Genomic DNA, 24,496 nt, shown 5'->3' with positions numbered 1-24,496 from the left:
ACCGGCCCGACGAGGGGATTGCCGTGAACCTGTGGAGCTATGTCCGGGGGAGGGGTGAGCTGCTGACCTTCCTCACCTATCAGCACGCGTCCCTGGCGTTCCAAGCGGTGCTGGTCGGGACGATCGTCGCGGTGCTCATCGCCGTCGCGGTATACCGGCTGCCCCTGGCTTCGGCGCTGACCCTGACCTCGAGCCGGGTCGCGCTCACCATTCCGTCGCTGGCACTGCTGGCATTGCTGCTCGTTCCGTTCGGTCTCGGCGTGGTGCCGTCGTTCATCATGCTGGCGTTCTTCGCGGCATTGCCGGTGATCGGCAATTCGATCGTCGGCCTGCGCTCGGTGCCCGCCACCGTCGTCGAATCGGCGCGTGGCATCGGCTTGTCGCGGTGGCGGATCCTGCTCACCGTCGAACTGCCGATCGCGTGGCCGGTGATTCTCACCGGGATCAGGGTATCGACCCAGATGATCGTCGGTGTCGCCGCGATCGTCGCCTACGTTCTCGGACCCGGCCTCGGCTCGCTGATCTTCAACGGCCTGTCGCGCCTCGGCGGCGCCAATGCCCTCGAAATGGCGCTCACCGGAACCATTCTCATCGTTGCCATCGCGTTGGTCTTCGACGCGCTCCTCGTCCTGCTCGGACGCCTCACCATTGCCAAGGGACTGTGATGACCGATGTGACCAACCGGCCCGCACCGGCGAGCCCGCAGCGCAATGTGACCGGTGATTCCATCACCTTGGACGGGGTCGTGAAGCGGTACAAGGGCCAGGACACCCCCGCTGTCGAACGCCTCGACCTCGAGATCGACGCGGGCAACATCGTCGCGTTCGTCGGACCGTCGGGATGCGGCAAGACGACCACCCTGAAGATGATCAACCGACTGATCGAACCGACCGAGGGGCGAATCCTCATCGGCGGCCGCGACGTCACCCGGGAGGACCCCGACAAACTGCGCCAGTCGATCGGCTACGTCATCCAGTCCGGTGGCCTGTTCCCACACTGGACGGTCGCCAAGAACATCGGCGCGATCCCACGGGTGCTCGGCTGGGACAAGAAACGGATCGCCGAACGCACCGAATACCTCCTCGACCTCGTCGGACTCGACCCATCGACCTTCGCCGACCGGCTGCCCAAGGACATGTCCGGCGGTCAGCAGCAGCGCGTCGGCGTGGCCCGCGCGCTAGCGGCCGACCCGCCGGTGCTGCTGATGGACGAGCCGTTCGGCGCCGTCGACCCGATCACCCGAGTTCGCTTGCAGGACAGCCTGATCTCGATCCAGCACGAACTCGGCAAGACCATCGTCATCGTCACCCACGACTTCGAGGAAGCCACCAAACTCGGCGACAACGTGCTCATCCTGTCCGAAGGCGGGCATGTCGAGCAGTACGCGACGCCGGAGGTCATCCTCACCGACCCGGCGACACCGTTCGTGGAGGAATTCGTCGGTTCCGGCGCGAAACTGGCCTATCTCACGGTGTCGCGGGTGCGCGATGTGGAGGTCGACCCGGTGACCACCGCCCGGATCGGGGAGTCCTCGCAGGTCGTGATCGGGCGGGCGAGAGCCGCGGGAAACACCTGGGTGGTGGTCGTGGACGAGGCAGGGCGGCCGCGGTCGTGGCCCTCGCTGACCGAGGTGGCGAGCAAGCCGGAGGTCTCGGACTACCTGGATCGCCGACTGCCCGTTGTGGCCCAGTCCTCGACCCTCAACGACGCGCTCGACGCGATGCTCGCGGCCAGTCAGGGCGCCACCCTGGTCACCGACGGTCGCGGCGCCGTGGTCGGCTCGCTCAATATCGGCGCGGTCACCGACGTGATCCAGACCAAACTCGCCGAAGGGCACGCCGCCGTCGAGGACCTGTCCTACGAAACCTATGTCGACGGTTCCGATCCCACGCCCACGCCGGTCGTCGCCGCCGACGAACCTGGACAGGCATGAACCGGCTGCGACGCGTCCCGATCGACGTGTGGTTCGAACCGTTGATCATCGCGGTGATCGGCATCGGCTACGTGCTCTGGTATCGGTCCTCGACCTTCACCGCGACCGAGCAGGCATCCCTTGCCTGGGCCAACCTGCAGACCACGATCCTCGAACACATCCGGCTCACTGTGGTCGCCACGCTGATCGTGGTCGTCGTCGCGATCCCCCTCGGCATCGCGCTGACCAGACCCGCTTTGCAGCGACTCGAACCGATCGCCGTCAACATCGCCAACATCGGCCAGGCCGCGCCCGCCGTCGGTTTGCTGGTGTTGTTCACCTTCTGGCTGGGCACCGGATTCCGCACGGCGGTCGTCGGTCTCGTCGTCTACGCGATCCTGCCGATCCTGCAGAACACCATCGTCGGGCTGCGCCAGGTGGACCATCGCACCATCGAAGCCGCCCGCGGCATCGGCTTCTCGGCCGCACGAACCCTGGTGCAGGTCGAGTTGCCCCTGGCCGTGCCGGTGATCCTCAACGGCGTGCGGACCGCGCTGGTCATCCTGGTCGGCACCGCGACGCTGAGTACCTTCATCGGCGCGACCAGCCTGGGCACCCTGATCACGACCGGGGTCACGCTGTTCCTGCCCAAGTTGCTCATCTCCGGTGCGGTGCTCGTCGGGCTGCTGGCGTTGATCATCGACTGGCTCGGCCGACTCGTCGAACTGGCCGCGACCCCACGAGGTATCTCATGAGACGAGTCCCGTTGCTGATCACGCTGATCGCCCTGCTCGCCGGGTGCGGGCTCGTCAGCTCGTCGGGCACCTTCCACGATGCGAGTCTGCCCGGCGGCGAACGTCCCCTCGACGGCGCGAAGCTGGTCGTGACGTCGAAGAGCTTCACCGAGGGCGTGCTGCTCGGCAAGATTACCGCGACCTACCTGGCCGCGGCGGGCGCCTCGGTCACCGACCTGACCGGCGCTCCCGGTTCGGCGTCCTCACGGCAGGCCCAACTCAACGGCGACGCCGACGTGCTGTGGGAGTACACCGGCACCGGCTGGGTCAACTACCACAACGAGACCGAGACGATCGTCGACCCGCGCGAGCTCTGGCAGCGCGTCCACGACGTCGAAAAGCGCGACTACGACCTGGAATGGCTCGCCCCGTCGAACTTCAACGACACCTACGCGTTCGCCGCGTCGACACCGACCGCGCAACGCCTCGGCGTGCGGTCGCTGTCGGACGTGGCCGCACTACCGGTCGCCGAACGAACCTTCTGCGTCGACGACGAATTCTTCAGCCGCTCCGACGGTTTCATCCCGATGCTGCAGAAATACGGCATCCCCTACAACGACCCCAACGGTGTACCCGCGGGCAACGTCACCCGCATGGACGCCGGTGTCGTCTACACCGCCACCGCCAAAGACGCCCCCTGCCATTTCGGCATGGTCTACACCACCGACGGCCGCGTCAAGAACCTGAATCTTCTGGTCCTCGACGACGACAAGAAGTTCTTCCTCCCCTACAGTGGCACCGCCGTCGTCCGCGGCACCGTCCTCGAAGCCCACCCCCAAATCCGCCCCCTCCTCGACACGATCTCCCAACGCCTGACCGACGACCTCATGCGAGAACTCAACGGCCGCATCGACATCGACGGCGAAGACCCCGCCGATGTCGCCTACAACTGGCTGAAGAGCGCAAACCTGATCACCTAACGGCGCAGCTAGGATTTTGCTGTGCCCCAGGATGCTCTGACCGACGTGAACCGCTTCGATCCAGTGCCGGACCCACGGCCGATCGACGAGCCGTGGCCCGAGCTGAAGTGGCCCGTCCCGGCCGATGCCGAACTGGTCGGCGACACCGTGCGTTTGAACCCGCTCGACCTGGCAGCGGACGCGGCCGAGTTGTTCGCGGCGCTCGACCACGATGTCGTGTGGGCGCACCTCCCGATGCGTCTGCGCGAACAGCAGCAGTTGGAAGAGTTCCTCCGATCATGGCAGGCAACGCCCGACCGTCACATGTGGGTCGTCCGCACGCTACGGGCCATCGCCGGGTTTCCCGCCGGTGCGATCATCGGCATGACCTCGTTTCTCGAAACCCGGTCGGGGGATGCCCGATTGGAGATCGGCGCCACGCTCTACACCCCGGCGGTGTGGGGCAGTGCCGTGAACCCGGAGGCGAAGTTGCTGCTGCTGGGGTATGCGTTCGACACGCTGGGCGCCGGCCGGGTCGAGCTCAAAACCGATGTGCGCAACCACCGTTCCCAGCAGGCCATCGCTCGCCTCGGCGCACAATACGAGGGCACCCTGCGCCGGCATATGCGGCGGGCCGACGGCACCATTCGTGACTCGGTCCTGTTCTCGATCACGGCCGAAGACTGGCCAAGCGTTCGGGAAGGCCTTGTCACCAGGCTCCGAGGTTTCGCTGAATAGGTGAGCACAACGCACCGCGCGCGCCACGGCTGGGGCCGGGCGCGCGCGGTGAAGGGTGGTGCGGTGCAGCCTATTTCGTGAGGGGTAGGCCGGTGGGGGCGGGGATCTGGTCGACGGTGAGGCGTTTGCGGAAGACCCAGTAGGTCCAACCCTGGTAAACCAGCACGACCGGGACGCAGAGTACGGCTGCCCAGCTCATTACCTGGAGGGTGTAGTGGCTGGAGGCGGCGTTGTCGATGGTCAGGTTGAAAGCGGGGTCGATGGTCGAAGGCATGACGTTGGGGTAGAGGGAGCCGACCAGCAGGACGGTGGCCGCGGCGATGGTGAGGGCGGTCCCGATGAACGCCCAGCCGTCGCGGCCCGCGGCGGTGGCGCCACCGGCGATGACCAGGCCGAGTACGGCGGCGCCGAGGGCACCCCAGGTCCAGCCGGAGCCGTAGGCGAGTTGGGTCCACAGACCGAACCCGCCGACGATCGCCACGGTGGGGATGTAGAGGATCCGGACGCACTTACGGGCGTCGTCGCGAACCTCACCACCGGTCTTGAGCGCCAGGAAGATCGCCCCGTGCAGCGCGAACAGAATGCTCGTAGTCGCCGCGCCGAGCAGCGCATACGGGCTGAGCAGATCCCAGACCGAGCCGACGACCTGCTTCTTCTCGTTGAGCGGCACCCCGCGTACGAGATTGGCGAACACCCAACCCCACGCCAGCGCCGGAATCCAGGAGCCGATCCCGATGCCGATGTCGCACCAGGCCCGCCACTTCGGCGAGTTGATCTTGGATCGCCATTCGATGGCGCAGATCCGCAGGATCAACGCCACCAGCAACAGCAGCAGCGCCAGGTAGAACCCGGAGAAGAGGCTGGCGTACCACTCGGGAAACGCCGCGAACATCGCGCCACCGGCGGTGATCAACCAGACCTCGTTGCCGTCCCAGACCGGGCCGATGGTGTTGAGCACGACGCGTCTGCGTATGTCGGAGCCTTTGCCGAGGATCGGCATCAGCATGCCGACACCGAAGTCGAATCCCTCGAGGATGAAGTAGCCGGTGAACAAGACCCCGACCAAGACGAACCAGAATTGTTGCAGACTCATCGTCGTCTCCTAGTACGCGAAGGACAGCGGCTCGACAGGATCGGCGCGGTGCTTGCCGCCACCACCGTCGTCATCGGGACCGGACTGATCATCGGACGCCGTCGGCCCCGGTTCGGGCCCGACCACGGTGTAGCGGTGCATCAGGTAGTACCAGACCACGGCCAGCGCGCCATAGAGCAGCGTGAACACGGCCAGCGAGAACATGACGGTGCCCGGTGCGTGGTCGGAGACACCTTGCGCCACGGTCATGCGAATGGTCTTGTCGCCGGTCAGATTCGGCACCACCACCCATGGCTGGCGTCCCATCTCGGTGAACACCCAGCCCGCGCTGTTGGCCAGGAACGGCGTCGGGATCGCGATCAGGCACAGCCAGGAGAACCAGCGTTTGTCGGGCACCCGGCCACCACGGGTCATCCAGAGCCCGGCGAGCAGCAACAGCACCGGCCCGGCCAGCAGCCCGACCATCCCGCGGAAACTCCAGTAGGTGACGAACAGATTGGGCCGGTAGTTGCCGGGTCCGTAGTCCTCGACGTAGGACTTCTGCAGATCCTCCACGCCTTGCAACGTGACGCCGGTGAACTTGTCCTTGGCCAGGAACGGCAGTACATACGGCACCTCGAACAGGTGCGTGACACTGTCGCAGTTGTTGTGGGTGCCGACGGTGAGGATCGAGAACTTCGGGTTCGTCTCGGTGTGGCACAGCGATTCCGCCGAGGCCATCTTCATCGGCTGCTGATCGAACATGATCTTGCCCTGGATATCGCCGGTCAGACCCACTACGACGACCGACGCGGCAACGACCCACATCCCAGCTCTGGCCATGGGCCGCCACATGGTCTTGGCTTCAGTCTGTTTCGTCTTGTCGCCACTGCGCATGTTGCGCACCATGAACCAGCCCGAGATGCCGACGACGAAGACGGCCGCGGTCAGGAACGCGCCGGCCACGACGTGCGGAAACGCGGCGAGCGTGGTGTTGTTGGTGAGCAACGTCCAGATGCTGTCGAGTTCGGCACGTCCGGTCTCGGGGTTGTATTCGGCGCCGACCGGGTGCTGCATGAACGAGTTGGCCGCGATGATGAAGTAGGCCGAGGCGTTGACACCGAAGGCGACTATCCAGATCGTGGCGAGGTGCACGAGCTTGGGTAAGCGGGTCCAGCCGAAGATCCACAAGCCGAGGAAGGTCGACTCGAGGAAGAAAGCGACCAGGGCTTCGAATGCCAGTGGCGCACCGAAGATGTCGCCGACGAACCGGGAGTACTCACTCCAGTTCATCCCGAATTGGAACTCCTGCACGATGCCGGTGGCAACGCCGATGGCGAAGTTGATCAGGAACAGTTTTCCGAAGAACTTGGTGAGCCGGTACCAGTGTTCTTTTCCGGTGATCACCCACGCCGTCTGCATTCCCGCGACGAGCGGTGCCAGTCCGATGGTGAGCGGAACGAAGATGAAGTGATACACCGTGGTGATACCGAACTGCCACCGGGAGACATCCAGTGTGCTCATAGCCAGCGAACTCATCGTCGGATCTCCTGCCATCGCAGTGGACTCTTGCCGAACCGCACGCGCTGTCGTGATTGTCGTACGTGTTTATCGCCTGCAGTGCATATCGAGATGAAATGGATGCATATCAATCGTCGGGCGGTGGGGGATAGGTGATCGTTGTTCCGTCGACGTGGGCGAAGTCCGTGAGCTGGTGTTCCGGTGCGCGGGTGGCGGACATGATGTCGCGCACCTGCACGCCCCGGACCAGCAACGCGTCGCCCACCAGCGAGCGATGACACCGCCATGGCACCGCTTCGGCGCACATGATGGCCGTGGTCGCCTCGCCCGCGAGATCGACGAGTTCGTCGATGCCCGCGGTGAATTCCGGTGTCTGCATGTAATTGGCGTACGAGCGGAACGACGCGTTGCGCCAGCCCGCATTGAGCGCACTGCTCTGACCGTGGCGCAGCCCGCCGAGCGCGGCGAGATAGATATAGCGAATGCCCGCCGACTGCAGGGTTTCCGGGAGTTTCTCGCGGCCGAACTGTGGATTGTGGCGTGACCGGGGGACGGTGCGAATATCCACGAGCTGGGTGACGCCGTAATCGTGGAGCAGACCGACGAATTCGTCAGCGGTCCGCGTCGAATGGCCGATCGTGTACACAGTCAGCACTGCTCGATCCTAGGCGACGAAGACGCGAATTCCGGTCAGGACTCGGCGATCGTCTTCGCGTGCAGCAGCACGTCCTCGATCATCGCGGGGGTCACCCGACCGGTGGCGGTATTGCGCTGGCTCACGTGGTAACTACCGAGCACGGTGACCGCTCGGCCGTCCGGATGGGTGATGACCACTTGCGCGCCGTGGGTGAAACGCGGACGTGGGCGTGGCACGTTCCAGCCGCCTGCCGTCAGGACGGTGAACAGGGCCTGCCAGCCGAAGGCGCCGAGGACGACGATCACGCGAAGCGTGGGGCCGAGCAGCTCCAGTTCCCGGCTGAGGAAGGGTGCGCAACGGTGCCGTTCCTCCGGTGTCGGCTTGTTGTCCGGCGGGGCGCAGTGCACGGGTGCGGTGAGCCGGATGCCATGCAGTTCGATGCCGTCGTCGCGGCTCACCGGGTGCGCGCCCGTCGCGAGGCCGACCGCGTGCAGGGCGCCGAACAGGACGTTGCCACTCGGGTCGCCGGTGAACATGCGGCCGGTCCGGTTACCGCCATGGGCGGCGGGGGCGAGGCCGACGACGAGAATGCGCGCATCGGCGGGCCCGAAGCCGGGCACGGGCCGACCCCAATACTCTTCGTGGCGGAAGGCTGCCCGCTTGACGACGGCGACCTCTTCGCGCCAGGCGACGAGTCGGGGGCAGGCACGGCAGGTGGAAACGAGACGGTCGAGTCCGTCGATATCGCGGGTGCCCTCCGCCGCGAGTGGCGCAGTTTCCGGATCGTCGCCGGTCATCGGCCCAGTCTAGGCCGATGCGACTTCGAGACACTTCGCCGCGCGAACCACCTGCACGGTACCGCGGGTACCACGTACATTCGTGACATGTCGTCTACTGAGATCGTGAGCGCCGACGGTGTCGTGTGCGGTCGAGCGGGCCGTCGGATCGCTCGATGGCGTGCCCTGCCCTACGCGGCCCCGCCCCTCGGAGCTCTACGGCTGCGCGCTCCCCAGCCGGTTCGACCGTGGTCGGGGGTGCGGTCGGCGACCGACTTCGGCTTCGCCGCGGTACAGAACCCCAGCGGCGCCCGCGTCGGGCCACGCACCTGGCAACCGATCGGCGAGGACTGCCTCACGCTCAATGTCACCGCACCGGTGATACCGTCGCCGACACCGCGCCCGGTGATGGTGTTCTTCCACGGTGGCGGCTATCTGCTCGGCACATCGAGCATGTACTCCGGCGCCCGGCTGGCCGCGCGCGGCGACGTGATCGTGGTGTCGGTGAACTACCGGCTCGGCGCGTTCGGGTATGTCGACTTCAGCGAATTCTCCACGGCCGAAAGACCTTTCGATTCGAACCTCGGTCTCCGCGATCAGGTCGCGGCGCTGGAATGGGTGCGCCGCAATATCGCCGCGTTCGGCGGTGACCCGGACAATGTCACCATCTTCGGTGAGTCGGCGGGCGCCCACGCCGTGGTCAGCCTGCTGGCGACGCCGTCGGCGGCAGGCCTGTTCCATCGGGCGATCGCGCAGAGCGCACCCGCGGACTGGACGTTGACGCCCGACGAAGCTCGCCTGTTCGCCCGCCGCTGTCTGGAACGACTCGGCACCACCTCCGCCGACGCGGCGACGATGCTGAGCACCGTGCCCGCGAAGGAACTCGGCCGGGCGGGTGACCGCGCGTTGGCTCGAGCCCTGCGCGAGGAGCCCGGCAGCTACCCCTTCGCTCCCGTCGCGGACGGCGACTTCCTCCCGGAGGCCCCCCTGGATGCGATCGCGGCGGGCCGGGCACATCTGGTGCCGTTGATCATCGGCACCAACCGTGACGAGGCCACGCTGTTCCAGCGTTTCGCCAAGTCCGTCCCGCACACCCCCGAACAGCTCACCAGCATCTTCCAACGCTACGAGCCCGGCGCCGAACAGGTGGTGACCGGCAGCTACCGCGGGTATCCGGCCGCACGGACCGCGGTGCGCATCGGCGGCGACCACCTTTTCCTTCGCCCCACGCTGGCCGTTCTCGAGGGCCACAGCCGCCACGCCCCCACGTTCGCGTATCGGTACGACTACGCCCCGCGCGCCCTGCATCTGGCCGGTTTCGGCGCCACCCACGCCCTCGACCTCGTTCCGGTCTTCGGCTGGGTCGACGGTCCGGTAGGTCGCGCGATGACAGCGGCAGGCGGTCGGCGGGCGTTCCTCGCCGTCCAGGACTACATCCAGGACAACTGGTTGAGTTTCGCGCGCACCGGACAACCGTTGCCGCCCTGGACGCCCTACACCACCGACCGGCGAACCACCTGCATCATCGACCACCCACCACGCGTGCTGGTCGACCCGGATTCCGCGCGACGTACCGCGTGGCAAGGCATTCGAAAGTGTGAAGCGTGACTGTCGAGCTCGACGCCGGGCACCTGGCGGATCGCATCAGATCGCTCTTCGCCGAAGACGCGCAGATCCGTGCGGCACGGCCCGACGCCGATGTGCACGCCCTCGTGACCACCCCTGGGCTCGCGACGGCGCGCATCATCGAGACCGTGATGACCGCCTACGCGGACCGTCCGGCGCTGGGCACCCGCCGTACCGAACTGGTCGAATCCGGTGGACGGTCGACCCGAAAGTTGTTGCCGGAGTTCGATCTACTGACCTACGGCCAGGCGTGGGAGCGCACTCGCGCGCTTGCCGCGGCCTGGCAGCGCGACGGCATCGTCGCGGGAGACTTCGTCGCGGTGCTCGGATTCACCAGTGCCGACTACACCGTGCTCGATCTCGCCACGATCCACCTCGGCGGGGTCGCGGTGCCGCTGCAAGCGGGCGCGGGACTCGAACAATTGCGGTCGATCCTCGACGAGACCGAACCGACCGTATTCGCGGTCGACATCGCGCACCTGGATGTCGCCATTGACGCGGTGTTGGCCGGCGCCACGCCGCGTTCGCTGATCGTGTTCGACCATCACGCCGACGACGACGATCACCAGGATGCTCTCGCCCGAGCCCGCGCCCGTCTGCGAGCCGGGGGATCTGCTCTCGTACCCACCACCCTCGACGACACCATCGAACAGGGCCGTCTCGCCGAACCGGCGCCGCTGCACGTGCCCGCCGAAGGTACCGACCCCCTCGCGCTGTTGATCTACACCTCGGGCAGCACCGGCACCCCCAAGGGCGCGATGTACACCCAGCGCCTGGTCGCGGTGGGCTGGCAGCCGCCACGGCCACTGACCGCGATCAACGTGAACTTCCTGCCGATGAGCCACATCGCCGCCCGGCTCACCCTCAACAGCGTGCTCGCTCGCGGCGGCACCGCGTACTTCGCCACGGCATCGGACCTGTCCACGCTGTTCACCGACATCACCCTGGTGCGGCCCACCGAGATCTTCCTGGTGCCCAGGGTGTGCGACATGATCCTGCAGCGGTTCCGTCGCGAGGTCGAGGAGGGCGGCGACACGGTGAAAACCGAACTGCGCGAACAGTTCCTCGGCGGCCGGTTGATGTCGGCGCTGTGCGGCAGCGCACCGATCGCGCCAGAGTTGCGCACCTTCGTCGAATCGGTGCTGCAGTTGCGTCTGCACGATGGCTACGGCTCCACCGAGACCGGCGGCGGGGTGATCTTCGATACGAAGGTGATGCGCCCGCCGGTGCTGGATTACAAACTCGTCGACGTGCCCGAGCTCGGCTATTTCGGGACCGACAAGCCGTATCCGCGCGGTGAGTTGCTGCTCAAGACCACCACCATGATCGCCGGATATTACCGTCGTCCCGAGGTGACCGCCGAGGTCTTCGATGCCGACGGTTTCTGCCGCACCGGTGATGTGGTCGCCGAGCTGGCGCCGGATCGATTGGCTTATGTCGACCGCCGCAACAACGTCCTCAAACTCTCCCAGGGCGAGTTCGTGACGGTATCTCGGCTGGAAGCGGTGTTCGCGGGCGCGGATCTGGTGCGCCAGATCTACGTGTACGGCAGCAGCGAACGGTCCTATCTGCTGGCGGTCGTGGTGCCGACCGAGGCGGCGCTGGCGGGACCCGCCGACGAGTTGCGCGCGGCGATGAGCGCGTCGCTGCACCGCGCCGCCGTCTCGGCCGAGCTGGAGCCGTACGAGATTCCGCGTGACTTCCTCATCGAAACCGAACCCTTCTCGACGGTCGACGGGATGCTGTCCGGAGTGGGGAAACTGTTGCGGCCCAAGCTGAAACAGCGCTACGGCGACCGCCTCGAAAATCTCTACGCCGACCTCGCGCAGGGTCAGGAAGACGAACTTTTACGCCTGCGTCGCGACGCCCCCGCCTTGCCGGTGTACGACACCGTCGCCCGTGCCGCGCGCGCCGTGCTCGGCGGCGACTCCGACCTGAGCCCGGACGTGCGGTTCGGCGATCTCGGCGGGGATTCGCTGGCCGCACTGTCGTATTCGACCCTGCTGCGTGAACTCCTCGGGGTAGAAGTGCCGATGAACGTGCTGCTCGGACCGGACAGCGACCTGGGTCGCATCGCCGACTACGTGCGGCGTGAACGCGAACCCGGCACGCGCAGAGTCGATTCCGATGCGGTGCACGGCCCCGCGGTGACCGAAATTCGCGCGACCGACCTGACGCTCGAGAAGTTCCTCGACGTCACCTCGGCTGCGCAGGTGCCCGCCGCCGCGTCGGCGAAGACGGTGCTGATCACCGGCGCGAACGGCTATCTCGGCCGGTTCCTCCTGCTGACCTGGCTCGAACGGCTCGCCCCCGTGGGCGGCACGGTGATCTGCGTGGTCCGTGGTGGCGATGTGGCCGCCGCCCGTGCGCGTCTCGATGCGGCCTTCGCCAGCGACATCGAGCTCAGCGACCACTTCCAGCTCCTCGCGAAGGATGCTCTCGAGGTACTGCCCGGTGACATCGGCGAACCGAATCTCGGTCTGCCAGAGTCGGTATGGGACCGGTTGGCCGCCGAGGTCGATCTGATCGTGCACTCCGCGGCGCTGGTGAACCACGTGCTCCCGTATTCCCAGCTGTTCGGCCCGAATGTGGTCGGCACGGCCGAGATCATTCGCCTGGCGCTGACAACCACCCGCAAGCCGGTGAGTTACCTGTCGACGGTGGCCGTCGCGGCGCAGGGGGAGTCCTTCGCCGAGGACGGTGACGTGCGAACCATGAGCCCGGTTCGCCGACTGGACGACAACTACGCCAACGGTTACGGCAACAGCAAGTGGGCGGGCGAAGTTCTGCTGCGTGAGGCAGCCGAGCGCTTCGGGCTACCCGTCACGGTCTTCCGCTCCGACATGATCCTGGCGCACAGCCACTTCCGTGGCCAGCTCAACGTCCCCGACGTCTTCACCCGGCTCCTGCTCAGCCTGCTCGTCACCGGGCTAGCTCCGAAGTCGTTCTACCGCACCGATTCCCACGGACAACGTCAACGTGCCCACTACGACGGCCTACCAGCCGACTTCGTCGCCACCGCGATCACCGAACTCGGCGCCGCCGCGACAAGCGGCTACCGCACCTACGACGTCCTCAACCCCCACGACGACAACATCTCCCTCGACGTCTTCGTCGACTGGCTGACCGAAGCAGGCCACCACATCGACCGCATCGACAACTACGACGAGTGGTTCACCCGCTTCGAAACCGCCCTGCGCACCCTCCCCGAACCCCAACGCAAAAACACCCTCCTCCCCGTCCTGGCGGCCTATCGCCACCCCGGCCGCCCCCTACCCGGCTCGGCGCTCCCCGCCGACAACTTCCGAACCGCCGTCCGCGCCGCACAACTCGGCCTCGACCACGACATCCCGCACCTACCAGCAGATCTGATCACCAAATACGTCCGCGACCTCACCGACCTGGGGCTCCTCGAGTAGCCCACGGGACTGGCTGAGCGACAGCCGACGAGGATCAGCCCAGCCAGCCGCGCACGACTCTCTGGCGCTCGCTGTCGGGTAGGGGAGGTGCTTTACCCAGCGGGTGAGTAGAGCTCGTAGGTGGGGGAGCGGGGCTTGTCGGTTGCGCCGGTGGCGGAGGGGAGACCAAGGGGCGCTGGGACTTTGATTCGTGCTCATGATGAGGACAGGGGGTGGATCTGGGGTGGTCATTGCAAGAAATTAATCATGATACGTACATATGCGCATCAAAACATGAATCTCACCCTGGTCTTGAGGCCAAGCATCAGCACACAATCAACTCCTAAAGAAGCATCGAGGCCAGGGGTGGGGCTCGTCGCTGGAGAAGTGCCGGCATGTGTGCGATGGGGGCCGGGGTATAGGCGGGTGTCGCGGCCGCGATGCGGTTGATGAACTGTCGGGTTCGGAACTATGGTCGAATGCGGAACCGGATGGTTCTGGAATATGTGAGACGAGGGCTTGATGAGCGCGGACAAACCACGGTGGCAGCAGCTCAGGGAGCAAGCCGACGTCACGACCGCCGATCTGGATCAGCTGTGGACCCGGCTACGCCCGGCCCGTGCCGAGGACATCCTCGGTGAATGGCGTGGCGATGCCTTCCAGACCGGTCACCCGCTGTGCCGCGCGCTGCCCGCCAGCCGCTGGTACGGAAAGAATTTCCTCGCCCTCGACGACGCGAAGCCGCTGATCTGTCGGGACGAGGACGGTGGCCTGTTCTCGAATATCGAACTGGGGCAGGGCGAAGCGACCCTGTGGAACATCGAGTTCCGCGGCGAGATCACCGCGACCATGGTCTACGACGGCCGCCCGGTGTTCGACCACTTCAAGTGGCTCGACGACACCACCCTGATGGGCATCATGAACGGACGCCCCGACGTGGTCCTCGCCGAGGGCGAATATTTCTACTTCCTGCTCGAGCGGGTCTCTTCGGATATCTCATGACACTTCTCTACAACGACGTCGAGGGCGCCGAGACGCCGGCCCGAACCCAGCGACGACTCACGGTGCTCGGTGCCGCGCGTGCGGTCTTCGTCGTCCAGGGCTACCACGGTGCGAGCATGGACGACATCAGCGTCCGGGCCGGCATGAGCAAGCCCGTGCTGTACACGCACTACGCGAGCAAGCTCGACCTGTACCTGGCTGTGCTGCAGGGCTATCTGGATCGAATGGTCGACGGCATCCGCGATGCGCTGGCCGACGCACACGGGCAGGAGGACAAGGTGCGCCGCGCGGTGCTGGCCTACTTCGACTTCGTCGACGAGGACGCAGGCGGGCACACCCTGGTCTTCGAGTCGCCGGTACCGAGCGAACCGTGTGTGCGGTGGCGGGTGCGCGATGCCATGGGTGAATGCGCGGTGCTGGTCAGCGCCGAGCTCCGCGCGGCGGGCATGGATGACGTTCGCGCGTACGCATGCGCGTTCGGTGTGGTCGGTGCCAGCCACCTCGCGGCCAGGCATTGGCTCGACGCGGGTCGTCCGATCCCGAAGGGGGAAGCCGTCGACACCGTCGTCGCTTTGTGCTGGAACGGCTTGTCCGGGGTGCAGACCAACGAAAGTAATCCGGCGTAATCGTACAATCCGCCTCCGAATAGTCAGATAACTGATTTTCGGACGTCGTTTTGGGTGATTACGCCGGGTCTGCCGCTGCCGGCAGCGGGCTTCCGTCGAGCAGTTCATCGCTCGGTAGCTGTCCGACGAGTACGGCCAGCGCCCGCTTCCATCGGCGCAGCACCGCTTCGCGTTCACCGAGTGTGCCGGTGAGCATGGCGGTCATCGACAGCCCGGTGAGCAGGTCGATGGTGAACTCGACCAGGACTTCGGCGCGGGGATCCGAGGCGTACGGTTCGCCGAGCACTTCGAGGTAGAGCCTGCGCATTTCGGTGAATACGCGACGTTCCTCGGTGACGAGTCGGTCGCGGAGTTCGGTGTCGGTGCGCGCGGCGACCCACAGGTCGAGCGCGGTGTAGAAGGTGGGGCTGTTGAGGTCGCGCCAGGCCAGGTCGACGACCGATTGCAGGCGGTCGCGGCCGGGTGGGAGGAGTTCGGCTTCGCGCCGGAACTGTTCGAGCCGGGTGTCGACGACCTGGGTGGTGGCGGCGATGAGCAGTTCGGCCCTGGTGGGGAAGTGGTGCTGCACGGTGCCGCGGGCGAGTCCGGCGCGTTCCTGGACCGCGCTCACGGTGGTTGCCGCGTAGCCGCGTTCGAGCAGGCATTCGGCGGTGCAGGCCAGGATTCGCGCGCGGGTGGTTGCCCGGCGTTGCGCCTGGGTGCGGCGTGGTGGTTGCACGGTCACCTGAGAAATCGTACGTGCTGCCGACAAGATTCGGCGGAATTAGTAAAATGTGTCGGCAGTCACCTCTTGACGGTGGTGGATCGAGCTGATGCAATCAAGAAACCGTACGCAGTAACTGTTTATTGCGGGCACCTACCGTTCAGCGACGACACCGACAGCTGTGCCCGTCTCGTTCTAGAAGGGATCGCATGACCCCGTCCATCGCAGTGATCGGCAGCGGATTCGGCGGCCTCGCAGCCGTGATCGAACTGAAGAAGCGCGGCTTCGACGACATCGTCGTGTTCGAGAAGGCCGACGATGTCGGTGGTGTCTGGCGGGAGAACACCTATCCCGGTGCCGCCTGTGATGTGCCGTCGCCGTTCTACTCGTACTCCTTCGAGCCGAATCCGCGCTGGCCGCACCGTTTCTCGCGCCAGCCCGCGATTCTCGACTACATCAGGCATGTCGCCGAGAAATACGATGTGCGCCGCCATATCCGCTTCGGTACCGAAGTGCTGGGCGCCGCGTTCGATGACGAGACCGGGAAGTGGACGGTCCGGCTCGGCGGCGGGGATGTGGTGGTGGTCGACGTGCTGGTGTCGGCGGTGGGTCAGCTGTCGCGGCCCGCGCTGCCGTCGATCCCGGGACGGGACACTTTCGCAGGCAACAGTTTTCACTCCGCCGAGTGGGACCATGACGTCGATCTGACGGGCAAGCGGGTTGCCGTCGTCGGCACCGGGGCGAGTGCGATCCAGTTCGTCCCCGAGATCCAACCGCAGGTCGAGAAGCTGACGCTGTTCCAGCGCAGTGCGCCCTACATCGTTCCGCGCATGGATCGTGAGTTCTCCGCGCGGCATCAGCGGGTCTTCGAGAAGCTGCCGGTGACCGAGCTCGCCGAACGCGGTACCTGGTACGGCGTGGTCGAAGGTCTCAGCGTCGCCTGGGTTTACGCCGAACCGCTCGCCGCCGCGATCAAGGCGATGTCGAAGTGGCATATGCGTAGGCAGACCAAGGCCAAGCCGGGTCTGTTCGAGAAGGTGTGGCCGGACTATCCGGTGGGTTGCAAGCGGATCCTGTTCTCCGGCAACTATCTTCCGGCGCTGGCTCAACCGAATGTGGAGGTGACCACCGACCGGATCGCCGAGATCACCGAGTCGGGGGTGCGTACTGCCGATGGACGCGACCATGAGGTCGACGTGATCATCTGGGGGACCGGTTTCAAGACCACCGAATTCCTGGCACCGATGACTATCACCGGTGCACAGGGCCGAGAACTCGCGCAGGAGTGGGACAGCGGTGCGCACGCCTACTTCGGCATGACCGTGCCGCGGTTTCCGAACCTGTTCGTCATGTACGGCCCCAACACCAATACCGGTGGTGGCTCGATCATCTACTTCCTCGAGGCGCAGGCGAAGTACCTCGGCGACTATGTCGCCCATCTCGCGGCGTCGGGTCGCGCGCTGACCGTGCGTCCGGATGTGGAGCGGGCCTACGACGATCGGATCCAGGCGCAGCTGACCGGCAGCGTGTGGAGTCGGTGCTCGTCGTGGTATCGCCAGGCGGACGGCCGGATCACGACCAACTGGCCACTGCTCGGCATCCAATACAAGCAGCAGGCGCGGTTCGACCCCGCCGACTATGAGGTGATGGCGCGGTGAGTGACTACGACTATGACGTGATCGTCGTCGGTTCCGGTTTCGGTGGGAGCGTGACCGCGCTGCGGTTGACCGAAAAGGGTTACCGGGTAGGTGTTCTCGAATCGGGCCGGCGCTGGAATGCCGAGGATTATCCGAAGACCAACTGGAACATTCCCAAGGCCATCTGGGCGCCGCGCCTCGGCCTCACCGGACCGCAGCGGATCAGCGCGCTCGGCAAGTGCCTGGTGTTCAGTGGTTCGGGTGTGGGCGGCGGGTCGCTGATCTATGGCAACACGCTCTACGAACCGTTGCCGGAGTTCTATCGCGACAAGGCGTGGGCGCACATCACCGATTGGAAGTCCGAGCTCGCCCCGTATTACGACCAGGCCGCGCGGATGCTGGGCGTGGTCGAGAATCCGCGGGTGGGGCCGAAGGACGATGTGTTGTTGCAGGTCGCGCGGGATCTGAAGGTCGCCGACACTTTTCATCGCACCCGGGTGGGTGTGTTCTTCAACGAGGGTTCCGAAGGCGTCGAGGTCGACGATCCGTATTTCGGTGGTGCGGGTCCGCGGCGGGCGGGCTGTATCCACTGCTCGGAGTGCTTCACCGGCTGCAAGCACAATGCCAAGAACACGACCACGCTGAATTACCTGCACCTGGCGGAAAGCAATAGCGCACAGGTACATCCGCTGACGACGGTGACCTCGGTGGCGCCCGATGGTGCGGGTGGTTATCGCGTCGAGACGGTGGCATCGAATGGTTTTGTGCGCAAACAGCGGCGCACGTTCTCCGCGCAGCAGGTGGTGTTCGCGGCGGCGGCGCTGGGCACGCAGAAGTTGCTGCACACGTTGCGTGGTGACGGCACGCTGCCCGAGCTGTCCTCGCGGGTCGGTGAGCTGACCCGCAGCAATTCCGAGGCGATCATCGGAGTCACCAGTAAGTCGCGGCGTGACTTCGCGCAGGGCGTGGCGATCACGTCCTCGATTCATCCGGAACCGCAGACGCACGTGGAGGTGTGCACCTACGGCAAGGGACAGAACGCGCTGTTCTTGCAGACGGTGCCGATGGTTGACGGTGGGGCGTTCCGGTTCCTGCGGTTGCTGCTGACGATGGTGTTGCACCCGATGCAATTCTTGCGTTCGCAGAACGCGCACGGTGCTTCGGAGCGGTCGGTGATCCTGCTGGTCATGCAGTCGCTCGACAATTCGCTGACCTCGTATATGAAGGGCAAGCGGTTGGTGACCAAACAGGGCAGCGGGCAGCCGAGTCCGGAGTGGATTCCGCTGGCTCACGACATCGCCCGCCGATACGCGGCCGAATCCGACGCCATCACCGGCAATATCGCCACCGACATCTTCAATATTCCCGCGACCGCGCACTACATCGGTGGTTGCACGATCGGTGACTCCCGTGAGACCGGCGTGATCGACCCGTACCAGCGCGTGTACGGCTATCCCGGCCTGCACATCGCCGACGGCAGTGCGATCACCGCCAACCTGGGGGTGAATCCGTCGCTCACCATCACCGCGCAGGCCGAGCGTGCGATGGCGTTCTGGCCGAACAAGGGTGAGCCGGATCCGCGACCTGACCTCGGTGCGGCCTACGAGCGGATCAACCCGGTCGTTCCTGTTCGTCCCGCTGTGCCCGCTTCCGCTCCCGGTGCGCTGCGACTGCCTGAAGGATTCGCATGACGGACGCACTCATCGCACTCGAACCCGCCTGCTCCAGGGAAGCGGCGCTGGCCCTGTTCGACAGCCTCGCTCCGGTGTCGGAGCTCAGCGGCCGGTGGCGTGGACGTGAGCTGTCCACCGGGCACCCAATGGATGGGCTGCTCGTGGCGTCCGGGTGGTACGGCAAGCAGTTCGACGGTGTCGACAGTGTGCATCCGCTGCTGTTTCGCGACAGCGCCGGTGATGTGTTCGCTGTCGATCCGCGACGAGTGCCGTTGGGCCTGGTCGGCAAGGTGCCGACCGCGGTGGTCGAGCGGGGTCGGGGATTGCTCGGGGTGTTGAAACCGGCGTTGCGCAGTCGCCGATACCGGGCCCGGCTGCGGGCGGTCGAACACCGTGGCGTGGTCACCACGGCGATGGTGTACGACCATCTGCCGATCATCGATGTGTTCCGGCGGGTCGATGACGACACCGTATTGGGCCTGATGGACTACCGGAACTTCCCGGATCCGTACTTCTTCGTGCTGGTTCGCGAGAACACGCAGGATGGAGCCCGTTTGCCCGAGTGAATCGGGGGTACGCGCCGGATGGGGAGGACCTTCGCTGAAAGGAGGACGTGCCATGACCGATTACGTCGACCCCCATCAACACAAGTTCCCCGATACCGAACGCACGACGCGCTCGCATGCGGGGGAGTTGGTTCAGGACTCCCTGAATTGGCCGGGACTGCTGCTCGTCGGCATCGGCATCGTGATGCTCGCGGCCACGCTGACAGCCGCCGGTTCCGGATTTGTCGGATGGGCGGTGATCGCCGGCATCCTCACCGGCGTGTGTTTGCTGTTCGGGGTGGGGATCGTCCTCGCTGAGCATCGCCGGATCAAGGTCGGTGAGGGTCTGCATCTGACCGATCCGTGTGGACACTGAGGCCGCCGATGGACGAGCCCGGACTGATCACCGTCGACCATTCGCATCTGTTTCCCGGTGTGGTGGTGCGTGCTGATCGAATGGCCGACGAGTTCGATGTGGTGTTCTCCGACGGGGTGCGCACCGAGGCGGGGATTCTGCGTGACGACAACGGGGGCGCGGCGCTCGATGTCGTCGGTTACGCGACCGCCGCGGGGACGATGCTGCCCGGCCGGATCTGGCCGATCACCTCGATGGAGGATGTCGGGTCCGCGGTGGACATCAAGCTCGGGCCCTACCTGCGCTAGCGAGGTGAACCAGGCCGGTTCGTCCTCGCTGGACCTTTCTGTGCCCGACAGCTGGACCGGCGTCCATCAATGGCGCACTGTTGGTTCTCATGAGCGAGCATCCCGCGCAACGGCGCATTCTGGCCGTGTTGGTCGCGGCGCAGATCTTCAGCGGGGCGGGGCTCGCCGCGGGTATCACCGTCGGTGCGTTGCTGGCGCAGGACATGCTCGGCTCCACCGGGTGGGCGGGTTTGCCCGCGGCGATGTTCACGGTGGGGTCCGCTGCGGCGGCGGTCGCGGTGGGGCGGATTTCGCAGCGGGCCGGGCGGCGGGCCGGGCTGACGTTCGGATACCTGACCGGTGCGCTCGGGAGTTTCGGGGTGGTGGCGGGTGCGGTGACCGAGAGCTTGCCGCTGCTGTTCGTCTCGATGGTCGTCTATGGAGCGGGCACGGCGACCAGTCTGCAAGCTCGCTATGCCGGTGCCGATCTGGCCCAACCCAAGCATCGGGCACGGGCGATCAGCACGGTGCTGGTGGCGACGACGGTCGGTGCGGTGGTCGGGCCCAATCTGACGACGCCGATGTCGGATCTTGCTGTGCGGTGGGGCATTCCGAGTTTGTCGGGGCCGTTCGTGCTGTCCGGGGTGGCCTATCTGCTCGCCGGGCTGGTGTTGTGGGTGCTGTTGCGGCCGGATCCGCTCGTGCTCGCCAAGGAAATCGCCGAGGAACCTACCGAGGTTGTCGCGACGGCCGTGACGGCGCGGTGGTCGGCGCCGATCGTGGCCGGGACGACGGTGATGGTGGTGACTCAGTTGGTGATGGCCGCGGTGATGACGATGACTCCTGTCCACATGCAGAATCACGGGCACGGCGTCGGCGCGGCGGGGTTCGTGATCGCGGTGCATGTGGCGGGGATGTATCTGCCGTCGTTGCTGTCGGGGATGCTCGTCGACCGGTTCGGGGCGGGGCTGGTCGCGGTGGTAGCGGCCGCGACGTTGGTTGCGGCCGGATTGGCGGCCGCCCTTGCTCCGCCGAGTTCGGTGGGAGCCCTGGCAGTGGCACTCGGGTTGCTGGGGGTCGGCTGGAATCTGGGGTTGGTCGCGGGGACGACGATGATCGCGGACGCGACGCCGGTCGCGACCCGCGCTCGTACGCAGGGCACGGTCGATGTGGGGATCGCGATCGCGGGTGCCGGAGGTGGGCTCGGGTCCGGGGTGATCGTGGCGTTCGCCGATTACCCCGGTCTGGCGTATCTCGGTGCGGGGATCGCACTGCTGATCGTGCCCGCGCTGGCCTGGGCGGCCCGTCGGCCTGCGGTGCGCGACGAGGGCCGGGTCGTGCCGGTAGAGAGCTGATGGCCGTCTGCCGAGCGGGACCGTTGTGCTGATCGCGGTACGCTCGCCGCGTCGGGCAGGTCGGACCGTGGGATGATCTGAAGATGCAAGGTCAGACGAGTACCGCCCGGTTGTTGACGCTGTTCGGCGGCGTCGCCATCGTGATGCTGATGGTCAACTGGAGTCTGCTGCGCGCCGTCGCGTTTGCGGCGATCTGGGCGGTGGCTGCGGGCGTGCTCGTCCTGCGCGACCGGCGCCGCGGGACCGCCGCGGGGGCCCGACAGTTCAGACTCCGGCGAGCGCTGACGCCAGATCCGGCACATCCAGAGCCTGCACGGCCTGCTGCCGCACGTCAGGACAGTGCTTCAGCGTCACCGTATCGATCACCGCGCGATTACGCGCCACCGCGACATTGATCCCCCCACTGCGCACCGCCCAGTTCTGCACCGTGCCATTGAACGAAACCCGCGCCACCGAGGCCCCTTGCGCCCGCCAAGTGTCCAGATCCGGCGCCATCATCTCGCACAGATGCACAGCGGCCGCATCGGAGATCTCTGGCGCGCTCGCGTCCGACGGCGGCAACCCGGGATCAGGCGCCTCGGTACTGGTAGCGCACCCGGCGACAACCAACAGCCCGATCAACGCGGCCCGTCGCAAATGTGTGAACACGGATTTGTCCCTCCGGTAAAGGTTGTTCTTGCTCAGTGCGAATGCCCGCCTCGACAAGGGTCAAACAGCGGACATCTGGAAACCGGTGGGGGAGGCGGAGTTTCGTGCTGACGATTGGCGCTCGAAAATCAGTGGCTCAGCGCCACTGTGCGCACCTACCATGCTGTCGAATCAGATCGTCGAGTCGAGGACGTGCCGTTGTACATCCTGTGAGACCTCCCGAGCAGTGAATTTCGCGCGTCGCGCATATGCGCCGCGCGCCTTCGCTGTGGACTTCTCACCGAAACGGGTGTACTTCTATGCTCAAAATCTGGGTGGTCGCGCCCACCTGCCTGCCGCTCGTCCACCGCCGTTGCCACGCGTGTGCGGCCGAGCGCTTCAGGGCAAGCAATAAAATTCGCATCAACGCCAACCACAAACTCATCGATGCCTGGCTGCTCGCGCACTGTATTTCCTGCGGGGACACGACAAAGCTCTCGGTGCTGGAGCGGGTGAATGTGCGGTCCATCCGACCTGAGTTATTGGGCCGGATGCATGACAACGACCCTGGTCTGACGGCTGAATTGCTGCAGAATCCGGTCGTGCAACGTCGCAACCGCATCGCTCTGGACTGGGGTGACGCCTGGAGTCTCGATACCGGCGGGTGGGAACACCTCGACCGAGAAGTGGTCGAGGTGTCGGTTCGCTTCGCGGCGCGAATCCCTGTCCGGCCGGTGCGGCTGATCGCTGACGGCTACGGGTTTTCGCGAGCCGAGGTCCAGAGGCTGATCGAGGAAGGAAGCCTTGTCTCAGCAATCCGGCTGAGCGGCAAGGTCTCCGGCGACTTCGACTTCACCTTCAAGGGCTGAGGCTCGAGGTCGATGAGACAACACTAGGGTGTCTCTAGCCGGGGCGAGAGGCGCTGCGACGGATTCGGTCCGCCACGCTCGACTTCGGTCAAGACGATCAAGGGCGCCTCCTGTATCGGGAGGTTGATAGTGAACAGTCCGGGGACGACGTGGGGTGTCGGTGAATACCCGTTGATGGGCCGGTTTCTCGAGCCCGTAGCCGTGGCGGCCGTCGATGCGGCGGCGGTCGTGCGCGGCGATCGGGTGGTCGATATCGCTACTGGTACAGGCAATGTGGCGCTGCTCGCGGCCGAGCGCGGGGGCAGAGTTGTCGGTGTGGATTTCGAAGCGGCACTGTTGCGGGTGGCGGAGGAACGAGCCGACGCCACGGGTGTTGAGATCGGATGGTTGTGTGGCGACCTGGAAGCTCTGCCGCTTCCTGGTCAGTCCGCCGATGTTGTCGTCTCGGTCTTCGGCGTGATGTATGCGACCGATCATGGGATCGCGGCCCGCGAACTTGCGAGAGTCGCCGCGCCAGGGGCCAGGGTCGTCCTCGCGTCGTGGGTGCCGGGCAGCGTGCTGCCTGCGATGGGGCAGATATTGAGCGGCTATCTGCCACCACCGCCTGCCAGCAGCGGACCGCCCAGCCGCTGGGGTGATCCCGTCGCGCTCACCGGCCTCCTCGAACCCCATGGACTTCGGCTCACCGCCACTTCGACCAGCCGAATTACGTTGCCGTTCACATCATCCGAAGACGCGGCCGATTTCCTGATTCGTACTGCCGGACACGTCGTGAGTGAGCAGGACAGACTGACTTCGGAGGGTCGTTGGGACGCGTTGCGCCAGGATCTGTGCGGATTCGTCGAGCAACGGGCAGAGTCGCGCTCCGATCATCTCAACCTGTCGCTGGATTACCTTCTCGCCTCGGCGATCAGAACATCGGACTAGCGTTGCGCAGGAGAAGATCGACACATGAAATCGGTCGGGTGGAAGGGGTGGAAGTGACGTCGGATGCGGAGTTGGATCCTGCTGCTATCGAGATCGGGAGCTTTTTTCCGCAGCCACCGGAGGTGGTGTGGCGGGCGTTGACCGACCCGCGGTTGCTCGAGCTGTGGTTGATGCGGTCGGTCGGGTTTTCGGCCACTGTGGGAACGCATTTCATTCTGGTGGTGCCCACGGAGCCGTCGGCGGAAATCGCTTGTGAGGTGTTGGCGGTGCGGGCGGGGGAGCAGTTGACGTTCAGTTGGGTTGATCTTCGGGCCGAGCGCCCTGCGCGGTGGGTGATGGATTGGACGATCAAGCCGCAGGGCAAGGGGACGCGGTTGTTGTTGTCGCAGACAGGGTTCGATATCGAGGACAAGCGGCAGAAGATGGCGCGTAATGCGTTGGAGCGGGGGTGGCGGCGGACGGTGATGAGGCGGTTGGGGGATGTGCTCGAGGTTGAGGCGTCGGAATCGTCGTGAGC

The 24,496-nt window shown here is 65.8% G+C and carries 24 protein-coding genes; 18 read left to right on the top strand and 6 right to left on the bottom strand.

Translation table 11 applies throughout. The features are described 5' to 3' along the window. Positions 1–23: 23 nt before the first annotated feature. The 5 genes from ACFWUP_RS14810 to ACFWUP_RS14790 are packed head-to-tail and all read left to right on the top strand — an operon-like array spanning position 24 to position 4,343. Positions 24–665: an ABC transporter permease gene (locus ACFWUP_RS14810; protein ID WP_379234426.1), complete on the top strand. Its 642-nt coding sequence runs from the start codon at positions 24–26 to the stop codon at positions 663–665. Then, positions 665–1,933 (top strand): ATP-binding cassette domain-containing protein, encoded by a 1,269-nt coding sequence (locus ACFWUP_RS14805; RefSeq protein WP_379234424.1) that lies wholly within the window; start codon positions 665–667, stop codon positions 1,931–1,933. The genes ACFWUP_RS14810 and ACFWUP_RS14805 overlap by 1 nt, the downstream gene beginning before the upstream one ends. Continuing rightward, complete coding sequence (locus ACFWUP_RS14800) at positions 1,930–2,667, top strand: ABC transporter permease (RefSeq protein WP_379234422.1); 738 nt, start codon at positions 1,930–1,932, stop codon at positions 2,665–2,667. The genes ACFWUP_RS14805 and ACFWUP_RS14800 overlap by 4 nt, the downstream gene beginning before the upstream one ends. Beyond that, entirely contained in the window at positions 2,664–3,626 is a 963-nt protein-coding gene (locus ACFWUP_RS14795; RefSeq protein WP_379234420.1) for a glycine betaine ABC transporter substrate-binding protein, read from the top strand. The genes ACFWUP_RS14800 and ACFWUP_RS14795 overlap by 4 nt, the downstream gene beginning before the upstream one ends. Positions 3,627–3,647: 21 nt before the next feature. Next, complete coding sequence (locus tag ACFWUP_RS14790; protein WP_379234418.1) at positions 3,648–4,343, top strand: GNAT family N-acetyltransferase; 696 nt, start codon at positions 3,648–3,650, stop codon at positions 4,341–4,343. A 70-nt stretch (positions 4,344–4,413) separates the two neighbouring features. On the opposite strand, the gene cydB is transcribed toward ACFWUP_RS14790, so the two are convergent. The 4 genes from cydB to ACFWUP_RS14770 all read right to left on the bottom strand — a co-directional run bounded on the left by cydB (position 4,414) and on the right by ACFWUP_RS14770 (position 8,370). Further along, positions 4,414–5,436 carry a cytochrome d ubiquinol oxidase subunit II gene (gene cydB / locus ACFWUP_RS14785; RefSeq protein ID WP_379234416.1) on the bottom strand — a complete coding sequence of 341 codons (1,023 nt, stop codon included), beginning with the start codon at positions 5,434–5,436 and terminating at the stop codon, positions 4,414–4,416. Between the two features lie 9 nt (positions 5,437–5,445). Continuing rightward, complete coding sequence (locus ACFWUP_RS14780) at positions 5,446–6,939, bottom strand: cytochrome ubiquinol oxidase subunit I (protein ID WP_379234594.1); 1,494 nt, start codon at positions 6,937–6,939, stop codon at positions 5,446–5,448. A 124-nt stretch (positions 6,940–7,063) separates the two neighbouring features. Further along, entirely contained in the window at positions 7,064–7,591 is a 528-nt protein-coding gene (locus tag ACFWUP_RS14775; RefSeq protein WP_379234414.1) for a DUF488 family protein, read from the bottom strand. Positions 7,592–7,626: 35 nt separating this feature from the next. After that, entirely contained in the window at positions 7,627–8,370 is a 744-nt protein-coding gene (locus tag ACFWUP_RS14770; RefSeq protein WP_379234413.1) for a uracil-DNA glycosylase, read from the bottom strand. A gap of 87 nt (positions 8,371–8,457) precedes the next feature. Between ACFWUP_RS14770 and ACFWUP_RS14765 the strand changes: the two genes are divergently transcribed. The 4 genes from ACFWUP_RS14765 (at position 8,458) to ACFWUP_RS14750 (ending at position 15,001) form a co-directional block, all read left to right on the top strand. Continuing rightward, on the top strand, positions 8,458–9,957 hold the full coding sequence (locus ACFWUP_RS14765; protein ID WP_379234411.1) for a carboxylesterase/lipase family protein: 1,500 nt from the start codon (positions 8,458–8,460) through the stop codon (positions 9,955–9,957). Further along, on the top strand, positions 9,954–13,394 hold the full coding sequence (gene car / locus ACFWUP_RS14760; protein ID WP_379234409.1) for a carboxylic acid reductase: 3,441 nt from the start codon (positions 9,954–9,956) through the stop codon (positions 13,392–13,394). The genes ACFWUP_RS14765 and car overlap by 4 nt, the downstream gene beginning before the upstream one ends. 501 nt (positions 13,395–13,895) lie before the next feature. Next, positions 13,896–14,375, top strand: a complete 480-nt coding sequence (locus tag ACFWUP_RS14755; protein WP_379234407.1) for a DUF4334 domain-containing protein — start codon at positions 13,896–13,898, stop codon at positions 14,373–14,375. Beyond that, complete coding sequence (locus tag ACFWUP_RS14750) at positions 14,372–15,001, top strand: TetR/AcrR family transcriptional regulator (RefSeq protein WP_379234406.1); 630 nt, start codon at positions 14,372–14,374, stop codon at positions 14,999–15,001. Before ACFWUP_RS14755 ends, ACFWUP_RS14750 begins: the two co-directional genes overlap by 4 nt. Before the next feature lie 58 nt (positions 15,002–15,059). On the opposite strand, the gene ACFWUP_RS14745 is transcribed toward ACFWUP_RS14750, so the two are convergent. After that, positions 15,060–15,725 (bottom strand): TetR/AcrR family transcriptional regulator, encoded by a 666-nt coding sequence (locus ACFWUP_RS14745; RefSeq protein WP_379234404.1) that lies wholly within the window; start codon positions 15,723–15,725, stop codon positions 15,060–15,062. Between the two features lie 188 nt (positions 15,726–15,913). Between ACFWUP_RS14745 and ACFWUP_RS14740 the strand changes: the two genes are divergently transcribed. The 6 genes from ACFWUP_RS14740 (at position 15,914) to ACFWUP_RS14715 (ending at position 21,556) form a co-directional block, all read left to right on the top strand. Next, positions 15,914–17,362, top strand: a complete 1,449-nt coding sequence (locus ACFWUP_RS14740; protein ID WP_379234402.1) for a flavin-containing monooxygenase — start codon at positions 15,914–15,916, stop codon at positions 17,360–17,362. Then, the gene (locus ACFWUP_RS14735) at positions 17,359–19,032 is read left to right on the top strand and encodes a GMC oxidoreductase (protein ID WP_379234400.1); all 1,674 of its coding nucleotides are present in this window, start codon (positions 17,359–17,361) and stop codon (positions 19,030–19,032) included. The genes ACFWUP_RS14740 and ACFWUP_RS14735 overlap by 4 nt, the downstream gene beginning before the upstream one ends. After that, positions 19,029–19,580: a DUF4334 domain-containing protein gene (locus ACFWUP_RS14730; RefSeq protein WP_379234398.1), complete on the top strand. Its 552-nt coding sequence runs from the start codon at positions 19,029–19,031 to the stop codon at positions 19,578–19,580. Before ACFWUP_RS14735 ends, ACFWUP_RS14730 begins: the two co-directional genes overlap by 4 nt. A gap of 52 nt (positions 19,581–19,632) precedes the next feature. Further along, positions 19,633–19,935: a hypothetical protein gene (locus ACFWUP_RS14725; protein ID WP_379234396.1), complete on the top strand. Its 303-nt coding sequence runs from the start codon at positions 19,633–19,635 to the stop codon at positions 19,933–19,935. 8 nt (positions 19,936–19,943) lie between these two features. Then, a complete protein-coding gene (locus ACFWUP_RS14720) occupies positions 19,944–20,222 on the top strand; it encodes a hypothetical protein (protein WP_379234394.1) in 279 nt (92 codons plus the stop codon). Between the two features lie 89 nt (positions 20,223–20,311). Further along, positions 20,312–21,556: an MFS transporter gene (locus ACFWUP_RS14715; RefSeq protein ID WP_379234393.1), complete on the top strand. Its 1,245-nt coding sequence runs from the start codon at positions 20,312–20,314 to the stop codon at positions 21,554–21,556. A gap of 264 nt (positions 21,557–21,820) precedes the next feature. Here ACFWUP_RS14715 and ACFWUP_RS14710 read toward each other — a convergent pair whose 3' ends face one another. Next, a complete protein-coding gene (locus ACFWUP_RS14710) occupies positions 21,821–22,204 on the bottom strand; it encodes a hypothetical protein (protein ID WP_379234391.1) in 384 nt (127 codons plus the stop codon). Between the two features lie 299 nt (positions 22,205–22,503). On the opposite strand from ACFWUP_RS14710, the gene ACFWUP_RS14705 reads away from it, so the two are divergent. From ACFWUP_RS14705 to ACFWUP_RS14695, 3 genes are all read left to right on the top strand, one after another. Then, positions 22,504–23,052, top strand: a complete 549-nt coding sequence (locus ACFWUP_RS14705) for a DUF1062 domain-containing protein (protein ID WP_379234389.1) — start codon at positions 22,504–22,506, stop codon at positions 23,050–23,052. 129 nt (positions 23,053–23,181) lie between these two features. Then, positions 23,182–23,979, top strand: coding sequence for a class I SAM-dependent methyltransferase (locus ACFWUP_RS14700; RefSeq protein WP_379234387.1), 798 nt, complete (start codon positions 23,182–23,184; stop codon positions 23,977–23,979). Between the two features lie 38 nt (positions 23,980–24,017). Then, a complete protein-coding gene (locus tag ACFWUP_RS14695) occupies positions 24,018–24,494 on the top strand; it encodes an SRPBCC domain-containing protein (RefSeq protein ID WP_379234385.1) in 477 nt (158 codons plus the stop codon). Positions 24,495–24,496: the final 2 nt, after the last annotated feature.

Source organism: Nocardia sp. NPDC058658 (assembly GCF_042716665.1).
Taxonomy (GTDB): Bacteria; Actinomycetota; Actinomycetes; order Mycobacteriales; family Mycobacteriaceae; genus Nocardia.
This window is presented reverse-complemented; position numbering and strand designations above follow the sequence as displayed.

Coding starts and splice junctions, on each gene's coding strand:
- ACFWUP_RS14800 (WP_379234422.1), top strand. CDS start 1,930: ATGAACCGGCTGCGACGCGTCCCGATCGACGTGTGGTTCGAACCGTTG.
- ACFWUP_RS14755 (WP_379234407.1), top strand. CDS start 13,896: ATGAGCGCGGACAAACCACGGTGGCAGCAGCTCAGGGAGCAAGCCGAC.
- ACFWUP_RS14740 (WP_379234402.1), top strand. CDS start 15,914: ATGACCCCGTCCATCGCAGTGATCGGCAGCGGATTCGGCGGCCTCGCA.
- ACFWUP_RS14705 (WP_379234389.1), top strand. CDS start 22,504: ATGCTCAAAATCTGGGTGGTCGCGCCCACCTGCCTGCCGCTCGTCCAC.
- cydB (WP_379234416.1), bottom strand. CDS start 5,436: ATGAGTCTGCAACAATTCTGGTTCGTCTTGGTCGGGGTCTTGTTCACC.
- ACFWUP_RS14805 (WP_379234424.1), top strand. CDS start 665: ATGACCGATGTGACCAACCGGCCCGCACCGGCGAGCCCGCAGCGCAAT.
- ACFWUP_RS14720 (WP_379234394.1), top strand. CDS start 19,944: ATGGACGAGCCCGGACTGATCACCGTCGACCATTCGCATCTGTTTCCC.
- ACFWUP_RS14730 (WP_379234398.1), top strand. CDS start 19,029: ATGACGGACGCACTCATCGCACTCGAACCCGCCTGCTCCAGGGAAGCG.
- ACFWUP_RS14725 (WP_379234396.1), top strand. CDS start 19,633: ATGACCGATTACGTCGACCCCCATCAACACAAGTTCCCCGATACCGAA.
- ACFWUP_RS14780 (WP_379234594.1), bottom strand. CDS start 6,939: ATGAGCACACTGGATGTCTCCCGGTGGCAGTTCGGTATCACCACGGTG.
- ACFWUP_RS14750 (WP_379234406.1), top strand. CDS start 14,372: ATGACACTTCTCTACAACGACGTCGAGGGCGCCGAGACGCCGGCCCGA.
- ACFWUP_RS14795 (WP_379234420.1), top strand. CDS start 2,664: ATGAGACGAGTCCCGTTGCTGATCACGCTGATCGCCCTGCTCGCCGGG.
- ACFWUP_RS14715 (WP_379234393.1), top strand. CDS start 20,312: ATGAGCGAGCATCCCGCGCAACGGCGCATTCTGGCCGTGTTGGTCGCG.
- ACFWUP_RS14770 (WP_379234413.1), bottom strand. CDS start 8,370: ATGACCGGCGACGATCCGGAAACTGCGCCACTCGCGGCGGAGGGCACC.
- ACFWUP_RS14765 (WP_379234411.1), top strand. CDS start 8,458: ATGTCGTCTACTGAGATCGTGAGCGCCGACGGTGTCGTGTGCGGTCGA.